This is a genomic window from Streptococcus sp. 27098_8_73, assembly GCF_041432495.1.
In the GTDB taxonomy this organism is placed as follows: domain Bacteria; phylum Bacillota; class Bacilli; order Lactobacillales; family Streptococcaceae; genus Streptococcus.
In genome coordinates, this window is sequence record NZ_JAPVZT010000008.1 from 12,819 (window position 1) to 27,415 (window position 14,597).

12 protein-coding genes and 1 riboswitch are annotated in these 14,597 nt (G+C 43.7%); of the genes, 10 read left to right on the forward strand and 2 right to left on the reverse strand.

Annotation, left to right across the window (positions count from 1 at the left end; all coding sequences use genetic code 11):
- Nucleotides 1-119 precede the first annotated feature (119 nt).
- The 5 genes from O3651_RS06595 to O3651_RS06615 all read left to right on the forward strand — a co-directional run bounded on the left by O3651_RS06595 (nucleotide 120) and on the right by O3651_RS06615 (nucleotide 3,488).
- Nucleotides 120-1,055 carry a manganese-dependent inorganic pyrophosphatase gene (locus O3651_RS06595; RefSeq protein WP_062004654.1) on the forward strand — a complete coding sequence of 312 codons (936 nt, stop codon included), beginning with the start codon at nucleotides 120-122 and terminating at the stop codon, nucleotides 1,053-1,055.
- Nucleotides 1,056-1,141: 86 nt separating this feature from the next.
- Nucleotides 1,142-1,654: a YiiX/YebB-like N1pC/P60 family cysteine hydrolase gene (locus tag O3651_RS06600; RefSeq protein ID WP_371609959.1), complete on the forward strand. Its 513-nt coding sequence runs from the start codon at nucleotides 1,142-1,144 to the stop codon at nucleotides 1,652-1,654.
- Nucleotides 1,647-2,300, forward strand: a complete 654-nt coding sequence (locus O3651_RS06605) for a DUF1803 domain-containing protein (protein WP_371609960.1) — start codon at nucleotides 1,647-1,649, stop codon at nucleotides 2,298-2,300. The genes O3651_RS06600 and O3651_RS06605 overlap by 8 nt, the downstream gene beginning before the upstream one ends.
- Before the next feature lie 96 nt (nucleotides 2,301-2,396).
- A complete protein-coding gene (locus O3651_RS06610) occupies nucleotides 2,397-2,597 on the forward strand; it encodes a CsbD family protein (RefSeq protein WP_371609961.1) in 201 nt (66 codons plus the stop codon).
- A 141-nt stretch (nucleotides 2,598-2,738) separates the two neighbouring features.
- Complete coding sequence (locus O3651_RS06615; protein ID WP_371609962.1) at nucleotides 2,739-3,488, forward strand: CPBP family intramembrane glutamic endopeptidase; 750 nt, start codon at nucleotides 2,739-2,741, stop codon at nucleotides 3,486-3,488.
- 27 nt (nucleotides 3,489-3,515) lie between these two features.
- Here O3651_RS06615 and O3651_RS06620 read toward each other — a convergent pair whose 3' ends face one another.
- The gene (locus O3651_RS06620; RefSeq protein ID WP_371609963.1) at nucleotides 3,516-4,961 is read right to left on the reverse strand and encodes a UDP-N-acetylmuramoyl-L-alanyl-D-glutamate--L-lysine ligase; all 1,446 of its coding nucleotides are present in this window, start codon (nucleotides 4,959-4,961) and stop codon (nucleotides 3,516-3,518) included.
- A gap of 86 nt (nucleotides 4,962-5,047) precedes the next feature.
- Between O3651_RS06620 and O3651_RS06625 the strand changes: the two genes are divergently transcribed.
- The 5 genes from O3651_RS06625 to mgtA all read left to right on the forward strand — a co-directional run bounded on the left by O3651_RS06625 (nucleotide 5,048) and on the right by mgtA (nucleotide 12,875).
- Complete coding sequence (locus O3651_RS06625) at nucleotides 5,048-6,676, forward strand: polysaccharide biosynthesis protein (RefSeq protein ID WP_125388338.1); 1,629 nt, start codon at nucleotides 5,048-5,050, stop codon at nucleotides 6,674-6,676.
- A gap of 150 nt (nucleotides 6,677-6,826) precedes the next feature.
- Nucleotides 6,827-7,921, forward strand: a complete 1,095-nt coding sequence (locus tag O3651_RS06630) for a cystathionine gamma-synthase (protein ID WP_371609964.1) — start codon at nucleotides 6,827-6,829, stop codon at nucleotides 7,919-7,921.
- A 1-nt stretch (nucleotide 7,922) separates the two neighbouring features.
- Nucleotides 7,923-9,089 carry a MalY/PatB family protein gene (locus tag O3651_RS06635; protein WP_371609965.1) on the forward strand — a complete coding sequence of 389 codons (1,167 nt, stop codon included), beginning with the start codon at nucleotides 7,923-7,925 and terminating at the stop codon, nucleotides 9,087-9,089.
- A gap of 52 nt (nucleotides 9,090-9,141) precedes the next feature.
- A riboswitch (M-box (ykoK) riboswitch) is annotated at nucleotides 9,142-9,297 on the forward strand.
- Nucleotides 9,298-9,445: 148 nt separating this feature from the next.
- Entirely contained in the window at nucleotides 9,446-10,057 is a 612-nt protein-coding gene (locus O3651_RS06640) for a glutathione S-transferase family protein (protein WP_125388333.1), read from the forward strand.
- A gap of 157 nt (nucleotides 10,058-10,214) precedes the next feature.
- Nucleotides 10,215-12,875 carry a magnesium-translocating P-type ATPase gene (gene mgtA / locus O3651_RS06645; RefSeq protein ID WP_371609966.1) on the forward strand — a complete coding sequence of 887 codons (2,661 nt, stop codon included), beginning with the start codon at nucleotides 10,215-10,217 and terminating at the stop codon, nucleotides 12,873-12,875.
- Nucleotides 12,876-13,097: 222 nt separating this feature from the next.
- Here mgtA and zwf read toward each other — a convergent pair whose 3' ends face one another.
- Complete coding sequence (gene zwf / locus O3651_RS06650) at nucleotides 13,098-14,561, reverse strand: glucose-6-phosphate dehydrogenase (protein WP_371609967.1); 1,464 nt, start codon at nucleotides 14,559-14,561, stop codon at nucleotides 13,098-13,100.
- Between the last annotated feature and the right edge of the window lie 36 nt (nucleotides 14,562-14,597).

The window sequence follows — 14,597 nt, forward strand, 5'->3', positions numbered from 1 at the left end:
AGCCCTCTATTGCAAAGCTACAATTTTTCTCAAGAAAATATCCTTCTCCTTTTGTGAAATACCCATAATTGTGGTAAAATAAGTGGAATAGATATTATTAAAAACAAAGAGGTATTATCATGTCTAAGATTCTAGTATTTGGTCACCAAAATCCAGACTCAGATGCCATCGGGTCATCTGTAGCTTTTGCTTATCTTGCAAAAACAGCTTACGGTTTGGATACAGAAGCAGTAGCTCTTGGGACTCCAAATGAAGAAACAGCCTTTGTCTTGAACTATTTTGGTGTAGAAGCACCACGCGTGATCACATCTGCTAAAGCAGAAGGTGCAGAGCAAGTCATCTTGACTGACCACAATGAATTCCAACAATCTGTTTCAGATATTGCTGAAGTGGAAGTTTATGGCGTGGTGGACCACCACCGTGTAGCTAACTTTGAAACTGCAAGCCCACTTTACATGCGTTTGGAACCTGTTGGGTCAGCGTCTTCTATCGTTTATCGTATGTTTAAAGAACACGGTGTGGCAGTTCCTAAAGAGCTTGCTGGTTTGATGTTATCTGGTTTGATTTCAGATACACTTCTCTTGAAATCTCCAACGACACACCCAAGTGATAAGGATATTGCTCCTGAGTTGGCTGAGTTAGCAGGTGTGAACTTGGAAGAATACGGTCTCGCTATGCTGAAGGCTGGTACAAACTTGGCAAGCAAATCTGCTGAAGAATTGATCGACATTGATGCCAAGACTTTCGAATTGAATGGAAATAATGTCCGTGTAGCCCAAGTCAACACTGTTGATATTGCTGAAGTTTTGGAACGCCAAGCAGAGATCGAGGCAGCAATGCAAGCGGCTATTGCAGCAAATGGCTATTCTGACTTTGTTTTGATGATTACAGACATCGTGAATTCAAACTCAGAAATCCTTGCAATTGGCGCAAACATGGACAAGGTTGAAGCAGCCTTCAACTTTAAACTTGAAAACAACCATGCTTTCTTGGCTGGTGCCGTTTCACGTAAGAAACAAGTCGTGCCTCAGTTGACTGAAAGTTTTAATGCTTAATTTCCTGAGTGATAACTCAAAATAGGAAACACTGGTTTTCTGCACACGTAAAGGAGTTTCGGCTCCTTTTTTGATAGACGAGAGAAATGAAGATTCAAGATTTACAAAATGGTGATCTATTGTTTACAGTTGGGAAATCCGAAATGGCAGCAGCGATTCGGACAGCAACGGGCTCCTATAGCCATGTGGGTATCTTTTTTGATGGTGAAATTTACCACGCGACGCAGGAAAAGGGAGTGACGCATCAGCCCTTGAGCCGGCTTTTGGAAGAAGAGGACATCTATCATGTCTTTGCTTATCCAGAGATAGATGCCTCTGCCGCCTTTAAAGAAGCCAAGTCCCATCTTGGAAAGCCTTATAATGCTAGTTTTTATGCTGAGAGCGAGGGATTTTACTGCTCGGAATATATTGCTCAGATTTTGTCAATTTTTGAGACCATTCCCATGCAGTTTGCTGATGGTGAAAATGCTGTTTCTACATTTTGGCAGGCTTACTATGAGGATTTGGGAGTGGCTGTACCATTAGGGCAGCCTGGTACCAATCCCAGTCAGTTGGCTCAATCAGCCAAACTCATTTTTAAAGGAGAGCTCCATGATTAAAATTCTCAATCCGACTCGGCTGACACGACAGACCTTATTTGAAAAACTAATCAATTATCTGGATCAGCAGGATGATGTGATTTTAAGAGAAATCAAACGTGAGTTTGCGGGCTTTCCCAATCTAGATCGCTTCATGGAGGAATGTATCAAGGCGGGCTATATTCGGCGGGAGAATAAGCGCTATTATCAGCAAGTCCCGCTTTTGGAGAAACTAGAAAATCTATCTTTGGATCAGGAAATCTTTATTCGAGATGATTGTCCGATCTATCAGGAATTGTTGAATTTGAGCTTTGAGACTCAGCTTGCTAATCAGACTAATGCGGCTATTTTGCTGGAAAAGACCGATTTTCAGAGAGATAAACTGACCTTGTCCAATTATTTTTATAAAATGCAGCGACAGTATCCGCTGTCTGAGGAGCAGAAGCCTCTCTATGCTGTCTTGGGCGATGTGAATCCAGAATATGTCCTGAAATATATGACGACTTTCCTTCTCAAGTATGTCCGCAAGGATGAGCTCCTGCAGAAGCGTCGAGATATTTTTGTCGATAGTCTGGTGATTCTAGGTTACATTCGTCAGAATGCGGCTGGCAAGTATGAGTTGCAGGCTAGCTTTGACAAAGAGCGCCTAATCTTCCAATTGGACTGATATGTTGCCAATGAGCAGAATAATTGACCTTTGCCTTGAAAAGTCTTAAAATACTGTAAACGGTATCAAAGACCGAAAAAGAATGGAGGCAGATTTATGTCACTAGAAGATAAACTCAATCAAGCCAAAGGCGCTCTCAAAGAAGGTCTTGGCAAAGTCACTGGCGATAGCAAGACAGAAGCAGAAGGTGCGGTCGAAAAAACAGTTGCTAAAGCCAAGGAAGTTGTAGAAGATGCAAAAGGAGCTGTCGAGGGAGCAGTAGAAGGCTTGAAAAACTCCTTCAAAAAAGAAGACTAAAATCAGAGGCTGGGATAATCGTATCTCAGCCTTGCTTCTTTCCTCCCTGTTTTCAAGTGAGGGAAAAATTAGACAAACTGCCCTGTCATTTTGCCATATTCTGTGCTATAGTAGTATATAGAAGTTGGGAAAGGAATTAGAATGACAATGTTGAAAAAAATCTATCCCGAGCAACCACTGGAGAACCTTAGATGGTTCGATATGTTGATTTTAGCAATTATTATGTTTGGTCAATTTATTTATTCCTCAACAATAAATTGGCTGACTATGTCCAGCTCTGTGGGGCAAGTAATCGTGCCCAGACCAGAGGATGAAAATTTTGCCTTACTGAGCAATTTGAAATTGCAAGTTTTCCTGCTGGTGTTAGCACTTATCTATCTAGGCATCCGCCATTATGATTTCAAACAGCTGAAACTACGCTTGTCTTGGTCTATTCTTTGGGCGCCCTTGATTTTTGCGGTTGTCGGCCTGACTTCTGATGTGATAGCAGCTTTAGTCGGTTCCTATAATTATTTTGACTTAGAAATCTTGCAGCATATCGACTGGACCTTTGTCGAAGTTTTTCACAAACTAGCTGCGCTAGGACCTGTCGTCATTCTCTATTCTCTCTTCAATGGTGTTTATGAGGAATTCTTTTTCTTAGGCTTGCTCACATCGGTGAAAGAAGAAAGCAAATGGTGGGTTTTAGCATTTTCAACGCTGGTTCGCTTTTCTGTCCATACCTATCAGGGGCTAGTCTCTGCTTTTCTGATTGGCGTGGTCTTTGGTCTGTTCTATTATTTCTTTTATAAATACAAGGTTAAAAACTTGCTGCCTTTCTTTTTGGCACACGCCTTTGCTGATATGGTAGGCAGCAGCTTGCTCTACGTCTTAGTGATGTGGAATGGATAATAAAAAAGGACTTTCAAGAGTCCTTTTTTATATGTATTTTTCTGCCAGTGTATAATCACCGGGATAGGGGACCTTTTGGTCATTGATGATTTGGTAGGCATCTGCTCCCTTGCCAGCTAGAATGACTGCATCGCCTTTAGCATTGGTTAGGCTGAGGGCTTTTTTGATAGCTTCCTCTCGGTCGGCAATCATGTCCACCTCAAAGGAGATGTAGCTAGCAATTTCTTTCGCGATAGCAATCGGATCTTCACGATTTGGATCATCTGCGGTTAAAATGACTTTGATTTCAGGATGCTGGTTGAGTAGGAGACCAAAGTCCTTGCGTCGACTTTCTCCCTTATTGCCAGTAGCCCCTAGTACAAGAACGGTCTGCCCTTTTTGATGCTCTTGTACGACGGACAGCAACTTAGCCAAACTGTCGCCGTTGTGGGCATAGTCCACGAAGACCTTGGCACCGTTTGACTGGGTCAAGACCTCCATGCGTCCCGGAACTCGTGTCTGGGCAATACCAGCTTGAATATCTTCCAAAGAAGCTCCAAGTCGTAGGCAGGCTAGACCAGCAGCAATAGTATTTTCTTGATTGAAGCGACCAATCAGCTGGATATCGTAGGAACCAGCCAACTTCCCTTGTGCTTTAAAGGAGAAGGCTTGCGATTGCAGGATGCTATTGGCGGAGTCTGGTCCATAGAAGTCGTGGTCATAGTTGGCCACTTGCTCAGCCAAAACTTGAAAATGATCCATGCCACTATTGACGACAACAGCTCGGCTATTGTCCATCAGGAGTCGTTTGTGGTAGAAGTAGTCTTCAAAAGTTGGATGCTCAATCGGGCCGATATGGTCAGGGCTGATATTGAGGAAGACCCCCACATCAAAGGTCAGGCCGTAGACTCGCTTTTTAAGATAGGCTTGGCTGGAGACTTCCATGATGAGATGGGTACGACCATTGGCTACAGCTTGAGCCATCATCTCAAAGAGGTCTAAACTTTCAGGAGTGGTCAGGGTTGATTTAAAGAAAGTTTTGCCGTCCAGAGTGGTATTCATAGTGGAAAGCAGGGCTGGTTTGTGGCTTTGTTTTAAAATATTATAAGCGAAATAAGCCGATGTGGTCTTGCCCTTGGTACCAGTGAAGGCCAACAGTTTGAGTTTTTGCTCTGGGTGGCCGTAAAATTCCATAGCAATGAGGCTCATGGCTTGTTTAATATCATTGACCAGAAGCACTGGAATTCCGACTTCGAAGTCAGTTTCACTTAGGTAAAACCCTAGCCCAGCTGCTACAGCCTTTTCTAAAAATTCCCGCTTGAAATGCTCGCCCTTGACAAAGAAGAGAGTTCTACTATCTGCCTTGCGACTATCATAGCTAATCTTGTCAAAGGTCAAGCCCTGATAGTTGAAGTAGTAGTCTCCATCAGCGATGATTTCACGAAAATTTTGGTCTTTTTTTAAAATATCTAGTATTGATTCAATTTTTATCATATCTCTATTGTAAACCGAAAGGCTATGTTTTACAAGAGGCAAGGAAAAGTTTATAATAAAAGAAGAACAAATAGAAGAGGTTTTCTATGAGCCAAGAAACAACAAGCCAGCAGCAGAAAATGCTAAGAGGGACTGCCTGGCTGACTGCTAGTAATTTTATCAGCCGCCTTCTTGGGGCTGTCTATATCATTCCTTGGTACATCTGGATGGGACAGCATGGGGCGGAAGCGAATGGTCTCTTTACCATGGGCTACAATATCTATGCTTGGTTCCTTTTGGTTTCCACAGCAGGAGTACCGGTAGCTGTTGCCAAGCAAGTTGCTAAGTACAATACCATTGACAAGGAGGAACACAGCTTTGCCCTCATTCGAGAGTTCCTCAAGTTCATGCTGGTATTGGGATTGATCTTTGCAGTCATCATGTACTTGATGGCACCGGTTTTTGCCTCAATGTCTGGTGGCGGGGCTGACTTGATTCCAGTCATGCAGAGTTTGTCTTGGGCTGTGCTCATTTTTCCGTCTATGAGTGTCATTCGGGGCTTTTTCCAAGGGTTTAATAATCTTAAACCGTATGCCATCAGCCAGATTTCTGAGCAGGTGATTCGGGTTATCTGGATGCTACTGACAGCTTATTTCATTATGAAAATCGGTTCAGGTGACTATGTTGAAGCTGTGACCCAGTCTACTTTTGCCGCCTTTGTCGGGATGCTGGCAAGTATGCTCGTCTTACTTTTCTATCTAGCAAAAACGGGTATGCTACGCTCTATCATGAGAAAGCCTAAAAAATCCGCGGGAATTAGTGGTCGCTCCCTCCTCTGGGATACGATACGAGAAGCCATTCCCTTTATCATTACAGGCTCAGCTATTCAGCTTTTCCAGATTATTGACCAGGCGACCTTTATCAACATTATGACCCAGATTAGCGATTATACGAAATCAGAGCTCCTAGTGCAATTCGCATATTTCTCAGCTAATCCAAATAAAATCACCATGATTTTAATTGCGGTGGCAACTTCTATCGGTGGTGTCGGGATTCCTCTCTTGACCGAAAATTATGTCAAGGGTGACTTTCGCTCAGCTGCTCGCCTAGTGCAAGATAATCTTAGCATGTTGCTCTTCTTTATCTTTCCGTCAACAGTGGGAGCAGTTCTGGTGGCTAGTCCGCTCTATACCGTTTTCTATGGTAAGCCAGATAGTCTAGCACTGGGGCTCTTCATCTGCGCTATGCTGCAGACGATCATTCTCAGCACCTATACAGTTCTGGCTCCGATGATTCAAGCTCTGTTCCAAAATAAGAAGGCCATTCTCTACTTCTTTTATGGGGTTCTTGTCAAGCTCAGTCTGCAGGTGCCGATGATCAATCTCTTCCATGCTTATGGTCCCTTGATTTCAACGACCGTCGGCCTTTTACTGCCAATCTTCTTCATGTTTAGAGAAATCCGCAAGGTTGTTGGTTTGAATCCTAAGAACCTCTTGAAGCGTCTGCTGTTGAGTATGATTCTCACAATTGCCATGGTGATCTTGGTTCTGCTTGTCGAGTATCTACTAAGCTTTATCTTCCAGCCAACTAATCGAATGTACAGCTTTATCTATGTCGCTGCCGTTGGAGGAGTCGGAATGATCGTCTATATCGTACTGTCTCTCAAAGTTCGGCTCATAGACCGTTTTATCGGACAAAAGGCAGATAGTTTGCGCCAACGCTTGAGAATGAAATAAGAAACGAAGAGTCGTTCAGCGACTCTTTTTTTTGGATTGTTACTCTATAGTTTCAGACTATAGCTAGCTCTTGAAAAGAAAAAAGCTCAAGACTTTCTTAAGATGTTACAATAGAAAGGTAGAATATTTTAAAAAAAGAGGAACGGTTAAATGGAGAGAGAACGGAAATTAAATACCTTGTTGGCCCAAGCGGGAGTAAAAACAGACACAACAACGGGTGCCTTAACAACCCCCCTGCATTTTTCAACGACATACCAGCACCCTGAGTTTGGCCAGTCCACAGGTTATGACTATACTCGAACCAAGAACCCTACACGGGCTAGCTTGGAAGAGACTCTAGCTGCTATCGAAAGTGCAGATTATGCCCTAGCGACTAGCTCTGGTATGTCGGCTATTGTGCTGGCCTTTAGCGCCTTTCCAGTCGGCAGTAAGGTTTTGGCTGTTCGGGATCTCTATGGTGGCTCTTTCCGCTGGTTTGCTCAGGTCGAAGCGGAAGGACGCTTTAGCTTTACCTATGCTAATACGGAAGAAGAACTCCTGAACAAGCTAACAGAGGATATAGATATTGTCTATATCGAGACACCGACCAATCCTCTTATGGTAGAGTTTGACATTGCTCGCATTTCCCAAGCGGCTCATGAGCGAGGAGCAGCTGTCATTGTGGACAATACCTTCTACAGCCCGATTTACCAAAGACCGCTGGAGGATGGAGCTGATATTGTTCTGCACTCAGCGACCAAGTATCTGGGTGGGCACAATGATGTCTTGGCTGGGGCCATCATGACCAATGATACTGCCATCTATGATAAGCTTTTCTATAATCTCAATACAACTGGAGCAGTCCTGTCTCCATTTGATAGCTATCTGCTCTTGCGTGGTCTCAAAACGCTAGCTCTTCGTATGGAGCGCTCTACTCAGAATGCGCAAAAAGTAGTTGCATTTCTGGAGTCATCTCCTGCAGTAAAAGAAGTTCTCTATCCAGGTAAAGGCGGCATGATTTCCTTTAAAGTTGTCGATGAAAGCAAGATTCCTCATCTCCTAAATAGCCTGAAAGTCTTTACCTTTGCGGAAAGTTTAGGAGGAGTGGAGAGCCTGATTACCTATCCAACGACCCAGACTCATGCAGATATTCCTGTTGAAGTGCGTCATTCCTATGGCTTGACTGATGATTTGCTGCGCCTGTCGATTGGCATTGAGGATAGTCGAGATTTGGTAGACGATTTACGAGCAGCCTTGGAGGACTAATATGAGAAGTTATAACTTTGAAACAGCACCCAATCGGATTGGCCAGCATACTTATAAATGGAAAGAGGCGGAGAAAGACAGTCAAGTCCTGCCAGCCTGGATTGCAGATATGGACTTTGAAGTCCTGCCTGAAATCCAGCAAACTGTGCATGATTACGCTGATCAGTTAGTCTATGGCTATACCTATGCTAGTGAGGAGTTGATCAATGCCGTTCTAGCTTGGGAGCGGGATGAGCATGGCTACACATTTGACCAGGCAGCCTTGGTCTTTATAGAGGGAGTTGTACCTGCTATTTCAACGGCTATTCAGGCTTTTACCGAGGAAGGCGATGCCGTTCTGATCAACACTCCTGTTTACCCGCCTTTTGCTCGCAGTGTCAAGCTAAATAATCGTCGGTTGATTACTAATTCCTTGATAGAACAGGACGGTCTTTTTCAGATTGACTTTAAGCAACTGGAGCGGGACATCGTAGACAATGAAGTTAAGATTTACGTACTTTGCAATCCGCATAATCCTGGCGGTCGAGTTTGGGAAGAGGAAGTTTTAGAGAAGATTGGTCGTCTCTGCCAAAAGTATGGCGTTCTCGTAGTTTCAGATGAGATTCACCAAGACTTGACGCTATTTGGCCATAAACACCAGTCTTTCAATACTGTCTCGCCTGACTTTAAGGACTTTAGCCTGATTCTAGCCAGTGCGACTAAGACTTTTAATATTGCTGGGACAAAAAATTCCTATGCAGTGATTGAGAATCCTAGCCTACGGAAGGAGTTTCAAAAGCGCCAACTGGCCAATAACCAGCATGAAATTTCGGGTCTTGGCTTTTTAGCGACGGAAGCTGCCTATCGTTATGGCAAATCTTGGTTGACAGAGCTCAAGGCTGTCTTAGAGGAAAATATTGATTTTGTTGTCAATTATTTTGCTAAGGAAGCACCGCGTCTGCGAGTCATGAAGCCTCAAGGAACTTATCTAGCTTGGCTGGATTTTTCAGCTTATGGGCTGACAGATGACCAGCTCTTTCACTTGCTTCGAGAAGAGGCTAAGGTTGTCCTGAATCGGGGAAGTGATTTTGGCCAAGAAGGCAAAGGACATGCTCGTCTCAATACAGCTGCACCGAAGACTATGATCAAAGAGATTTGTCGACGGATTGCGGAAGTTTTACCAAAATAAAATAAAAATAGCTCTCTTTATTGACAATCTTTCTAAAGAGGAGTATAGTAATAGTGTCAATCGGTAGGTGAGGCTACCATAAGGATACGGATGACTACCGCAAAGCAGTGGAGACACTACTCGTTGGTCAACAGTCCTGATCGCAAAGGTCAAGACTAAGCTCATTTCATCGCCTTATGGAGTTAAAGCTTGAACGGTGAATGCTTGTTTTATCTGTGTTTAAAACAATGAAGCGAATAACCTGACATGCAAACGACCCTGTCGAGAATTGGCAGGGTCTTCTTTTTTGCTGAAAATATTTCAAGAGTAGAAATAGTTGATTGCCTGCCTCTTAAGAAAAAGAAGGAGGAATAGTAATGAAATTATGGTATTCTAGTACCAGTCCTTTTGCGCGTAAAGTCTATGCTATAATTTTACACCATCATTTAGAGGAGCAAGTGGATATTCAGAAAGTTCAGGTGGCTTTCGACAAAAATTCACCGCATAATCAAGATAATCCTTTGGGTAGAATTCCTGCTTTTCAAGCTTCCAATGGAGAATGGTTGTATGGTAGTGATTTAATTTCCCAATATTTAGACGAGCTAGGTCAGGAAACTCCGCTTTTTCCTAATGGGATAGAGAAGTGGCACGTTTTAAACATACTGTCCGTTGCTGAAGGAATTTTGGAAAACACAATGCCGATGGTTGCGGAAAAAATTTTCCATGAAAAAGAGCATTGGTGGAAAGACAGACATCAGCAAATTGAAGAGAGAAATGTCCGGAGTTTGGCTTTATTAGAGAAACTGGCTACTGAGCAGGGACTTTCTTTAAATATTGCAACAATCCAAGTAGTTGCTCTTGTAGATTGGTGGAATTTACGTGAAGAAGTCATTGGATTTTCTTTGAAAGAAAATTTTCCCGACTTGCAAGAATGGACACAGAAGATGAATGCCACTTTTGATGTTTTGCAGGCATCTTGGGATTATTAACTGCTTTTATAAACTAAGAAAGGAGAAGTACGATACAAATTGACGATCATCCGGAACCGCACATACACAGCCAATCGCTGATTTGTGTCGTTCTGTCCTCATAAAGTGATTGGTCCCTGTGTATGAAAATTATCAATCATACATAAAGGAGAAACCAATGAAAACAGTAAAAGAAAGATTAGTTGCTGCTCTGCAGCTTCCTGTGCAAGAAACTCTGGCATTTTACAAGAGTTCCTTTCGGGGCCTGACAGAAGAGCAGGTCGAAGAAAATCGTGACCTCTATGGTGAAAATGTCATCACAAAGGGTCAGGAAGACTCTATTTTCAAGAAAATTTACGAGTCCATCATTAACCCCTTTACAGTCATCTTATTGGTGATTGCCCTCGTGTCTTTAGTTACTAATGTCTGGCTGGCTAAGCCTGGTGAGGAAGATCCGACGACTTCCATCATCATTGTTGTTCTGGTGCTGATTTCCGGTGGCATTCGTTTTATTCAGGAACTGCGGAGCGACCGCGCTGCTAGCAATCTGTCTCGGCTGATTGTCAACACAGCTACAGTCATTCGAGAAGGAGTAGAGCAGGAACTGCCCATTGATGAGCTTGTTGTAGGAGATATCATCAAGCTCAGTGCTGGAGACATGATTCCTGCAGATGTGCTGCTGCTGGACTCGCGTGATTTCTTTGTTCAGCAGTCCGGCCTGACAGGGGAAAGTGATGCAGTAGAAAAGATCTGTTTGACCAAGGCGGATGGGCAAAATCTCGATAGCCTTTTAGAAACAGAGTCGCTGGCCTTTATGGGAACCAATGTTATTTCCGGAAGAGCTACAGCTCTGGTGCTGGTGGTTGGCGATGAGACCATGATGGGAGCCATTGAGCAGACGCTTAATACCTATGATGAGCCGACCTCTTTTGAGCGCGAGATGAATAGTATTTCCTGGCTCTTGATTCGTCTGATGCTGGTCATGGTTCCGGTCGTGTTCTTCATCAACGGTCTGACAGACGGCGACTGGCTGGAAGCAGGTGTCTTTGCCCTCAGTGTTGGGGTCGGCCTGACCCCAGAAATGCTGCCTATGATTATCACAGCGAGCTTGGCTAAAGGTTCCATTATTATGGCTCAGGAAAAGGTCGTGATTAAGAAGCTGAACGCTATTCAGGACCTAGGAGCTATTGATATCCTTTGTACGGATAAGACGGGCACACTGACTCAAGACGAGATTGTATTGGAATACCCGCTGGATATTCATGGTGATTTGGACTTGGCAGTGCTCCGTCGTGCTTTTCTCAATTCCTATTATCAAACGGGCCTTAAAAATCTCATGGATCGGGCTATTATCAATCGGACGGAGAAAGAAGCGGAAAAGCATGAGATTGTTCGTGATTTAGACCAAACCTTTAAGAAAATTGATGAGCTGCCCTTTGACTTTGAACGCCGCCGCATGAGTGTCATCGTCAAGGATGATGAGGATGTCATCAGCATGGTGACCAAAGGGGCCTTGGAGGAAATGCTGGCCATCTCTAGCTATGTAGAATACAAAAATCGTATTACAGAACTAACTGAAGAGATTCGTCAGGAAATCCTTGCGGAAGTGGCTCAACTCAATGAGCAGGGGCTGCGCGTGCTTGGTGTTAGCTACAAGTCAGACCTAGAAGAAGATTATGAGTATGAAGTAAAGGATGAGTCCGATATGATTTTGACGGGCTATCTGGCCTTTCTAGATCCACCTAAGTCATCCGCAGCTCCAGCTATTGAAACTTTGGCTGAATACGGTGTTGCCACTAAGATTTTGACGGGTGATAATGATAAGGTAACCCAAGCAGTCTGTGAAAAAGTTGGCTTAGATGTAGACAATATCTTGCTAGGTGTAGAGGTAGATGCTCTATCTAATGAGGAATTGAGTCAGGCAGTGGAGAACACGACAGTCTTTGCCAAGCTCTCACCTGACCAAAAAGCTCGGATCATCCTCCAGCTCAAGGCCAATGGCCACAAGGTTGGCTACATGGGTGATGGTATCAATGATGCGCCTTCTATGAAAGTAGCAGATGTTGGTATTTCTGTTGATACGGCTGTCGATATTGCCAAGGAAACGGCAGATGTCATTCTGCTGGACAAGGATCTCATGGTTCTGGAGAAAGGACTGGTAGAGGGACGCAAGGTCTATGCCAATATGACTAAGTATATCAAGATGACGGTCAGTTCCAATTTTGGGAATATCTTTTCTCTCCTCTTTGCTAGTATCTTTTTGCCATTTCTTCCTATGGCACCAGTTCATCTGATTGTCCTCAATCTAGTTTATGATTTGTCTTGTATCGCTCTGCCCTTTGATAATGTAGATAGTGAATTTCTTAAGAAGCCTCATATCTGGTCAGCTAGTTCCATTACCCGTTTTATGGCTTGGATTGGACCGATTTCATCCGTTTTTGATGTTTTGACCTATCTGGTGCTCTACTTTATTATCGTTCCTATGATCACAGGAGGCAGCTATCAAGCTGGTACTGAACAGGCAGTGACCTTTATCACTCTTTTCCAAACAGGATGGTTTATTGAGTCTATGTGGACCCAGACCATGGTCATCTACATGTTGCGCTCACCTAAGCTGCCATTTGTGCAAAGTCGTCCCGCTTTGTCTGTCATTGTGACGACCATGGCGGCAGCGCTCTTTGTCACTTCCTTGCCTTATAGCCTCTTTGCGTCAGTTCTGAAGACTGCCCCACTCAATGGCACCTATTTCCTTTGCCTTTTCTTGATTATTGTGCTTTATATGGTTAGCGTAACCCTTGTGAAAGGCCTTTATATCAAGCGTTACAAGGAATGGCTGTAATAGAAAGACTAGCAGAGCTTTAAGAGTTTAAAAAAGAGGCTGGGACAAAAGTCCTAGCCTCTCAATTGTCTTTGGATTGTCGAGCAAGACGCAGTGGTTGAGTGGGCTCTACTACGCTGATTTCATCAGCTTTTACAGCTCTACTCAACTGTGCGGAGGTGGGACGACGAAATCGAATTCTAACGAATGACCGATTTCTGTCCCACTCTCTTTTTGTATGTATTATTCTTTATCAGGTTGCCATTGCCAGCTTGCTCCAAATTGGGCGAGTAACTCGAAGGAGGCTTCTGGTCCCATAGATCCGACAGGATATTCATGGAGTGGCACTTGATTTTGGCTCCAGAGTTCTTCGATGCGATCGATGAGCTCCCAGCTGGCTTTTACTTCGTCCCAATGACTGAAATTAGTTGAGTCGTTATTAAGGACATCAAAAATTAATTTTTCATAAGGGTCTGGAGAAGCTCCTGAAGCTGTGGCATCTGTCCGATAATCCAATGAGATAGGAGCTAGATTAAAGAGTTCTCCAACTTCCTTGCCATTGAGACTGAGTGAAATCCCTTCAGTTGGCTGGATATAGATGGTTAGGACATTTGGTTTGAGAGGCTCACCGAAGATGGAGTCCATCTGTTTGAAAACGATGTTGACATGGGTGCCTTTTTTGGTGAGGCGTTTCCCTGTTCGGAAGAAGAAAGGAACGTCACGGAAGCGGTCGCTATCAATGAAAAAAGCACCAGAGGCAAAGGTTTCAGTAGTAGACTCAGGATTGACATTTGGTTCGCTACGGTAAGAAATGTATTTTCGGCCGTTGATTTTGCCAGACTTGTACTGGCCGCGAATGAAGAAACGTTTCAAATCTTCCTCGCTTGGCTGAACGAGGCGCTCAAATACTTTGGCCTTTTCTGCTCGGATATCGTCTTTGGTAAAGCTCTTTGGCTTATCCATGGCTAATAAGGAGAGAAGTTGCAAGGTGTGGTTTTGCACCATATCACGGAGGGCACCGGATTGATCATAGTAGCCACCGCGCTCTTCAACTCCCAACTTTTCAGCAAAGGTAATCTGCACATTATCAATGTATTGACGGTTCCAGACATTTTCAAACAGCAGATTAGCAAAGCGGATGGCAAAAATCTTTTGAATCATTTCCTTGCCCAGATAGTGGTCGATACGGAAAATCTGTTCTTCGTCAAAGGTTGCCAGTAGATCTTCATTGAGCTTGCTGGCAGTTGCCAAATCTGTCCCAAAGGGTTTTTCGACAATCAGGCGTTCAAATCCCTTTCCATCAACGATTTGCTCAGACTTGAGATGCTTAGCAATGGTTCCGAAAAATTGTGGCGCCATAGAAAGGAAGAAGAGTTTATTATTTTCTGCCTGGTATTGCTCGTTGAGCTTGTTTTGCAGCTTGCGCAATTCGATATAATGCTCGGTATCTTGCACATCATGGCTTTGATAATAAAAGTGGCTAGCGAACTCTTGAGCCTGCTCTGCACTGTCGGCTAGGTCTGAGATTGACTCGACAACGACCGACTCGAAATATTCCTTGCTCCAAGGTCTGCGGGCGGTTCCAATTACGGCAAAATGTTGCGAAAGATTGCCAGCTTTATAAAGACGAAAGAGGGAAGGATAAAGTTTTCTCTGAGCCAAGTCTCCGCTGGCACCGAAAATTGTAATAATAACTTTTGAAGACATGAGATCTATTACCTATCTAAATGTGATTGTCTCTAT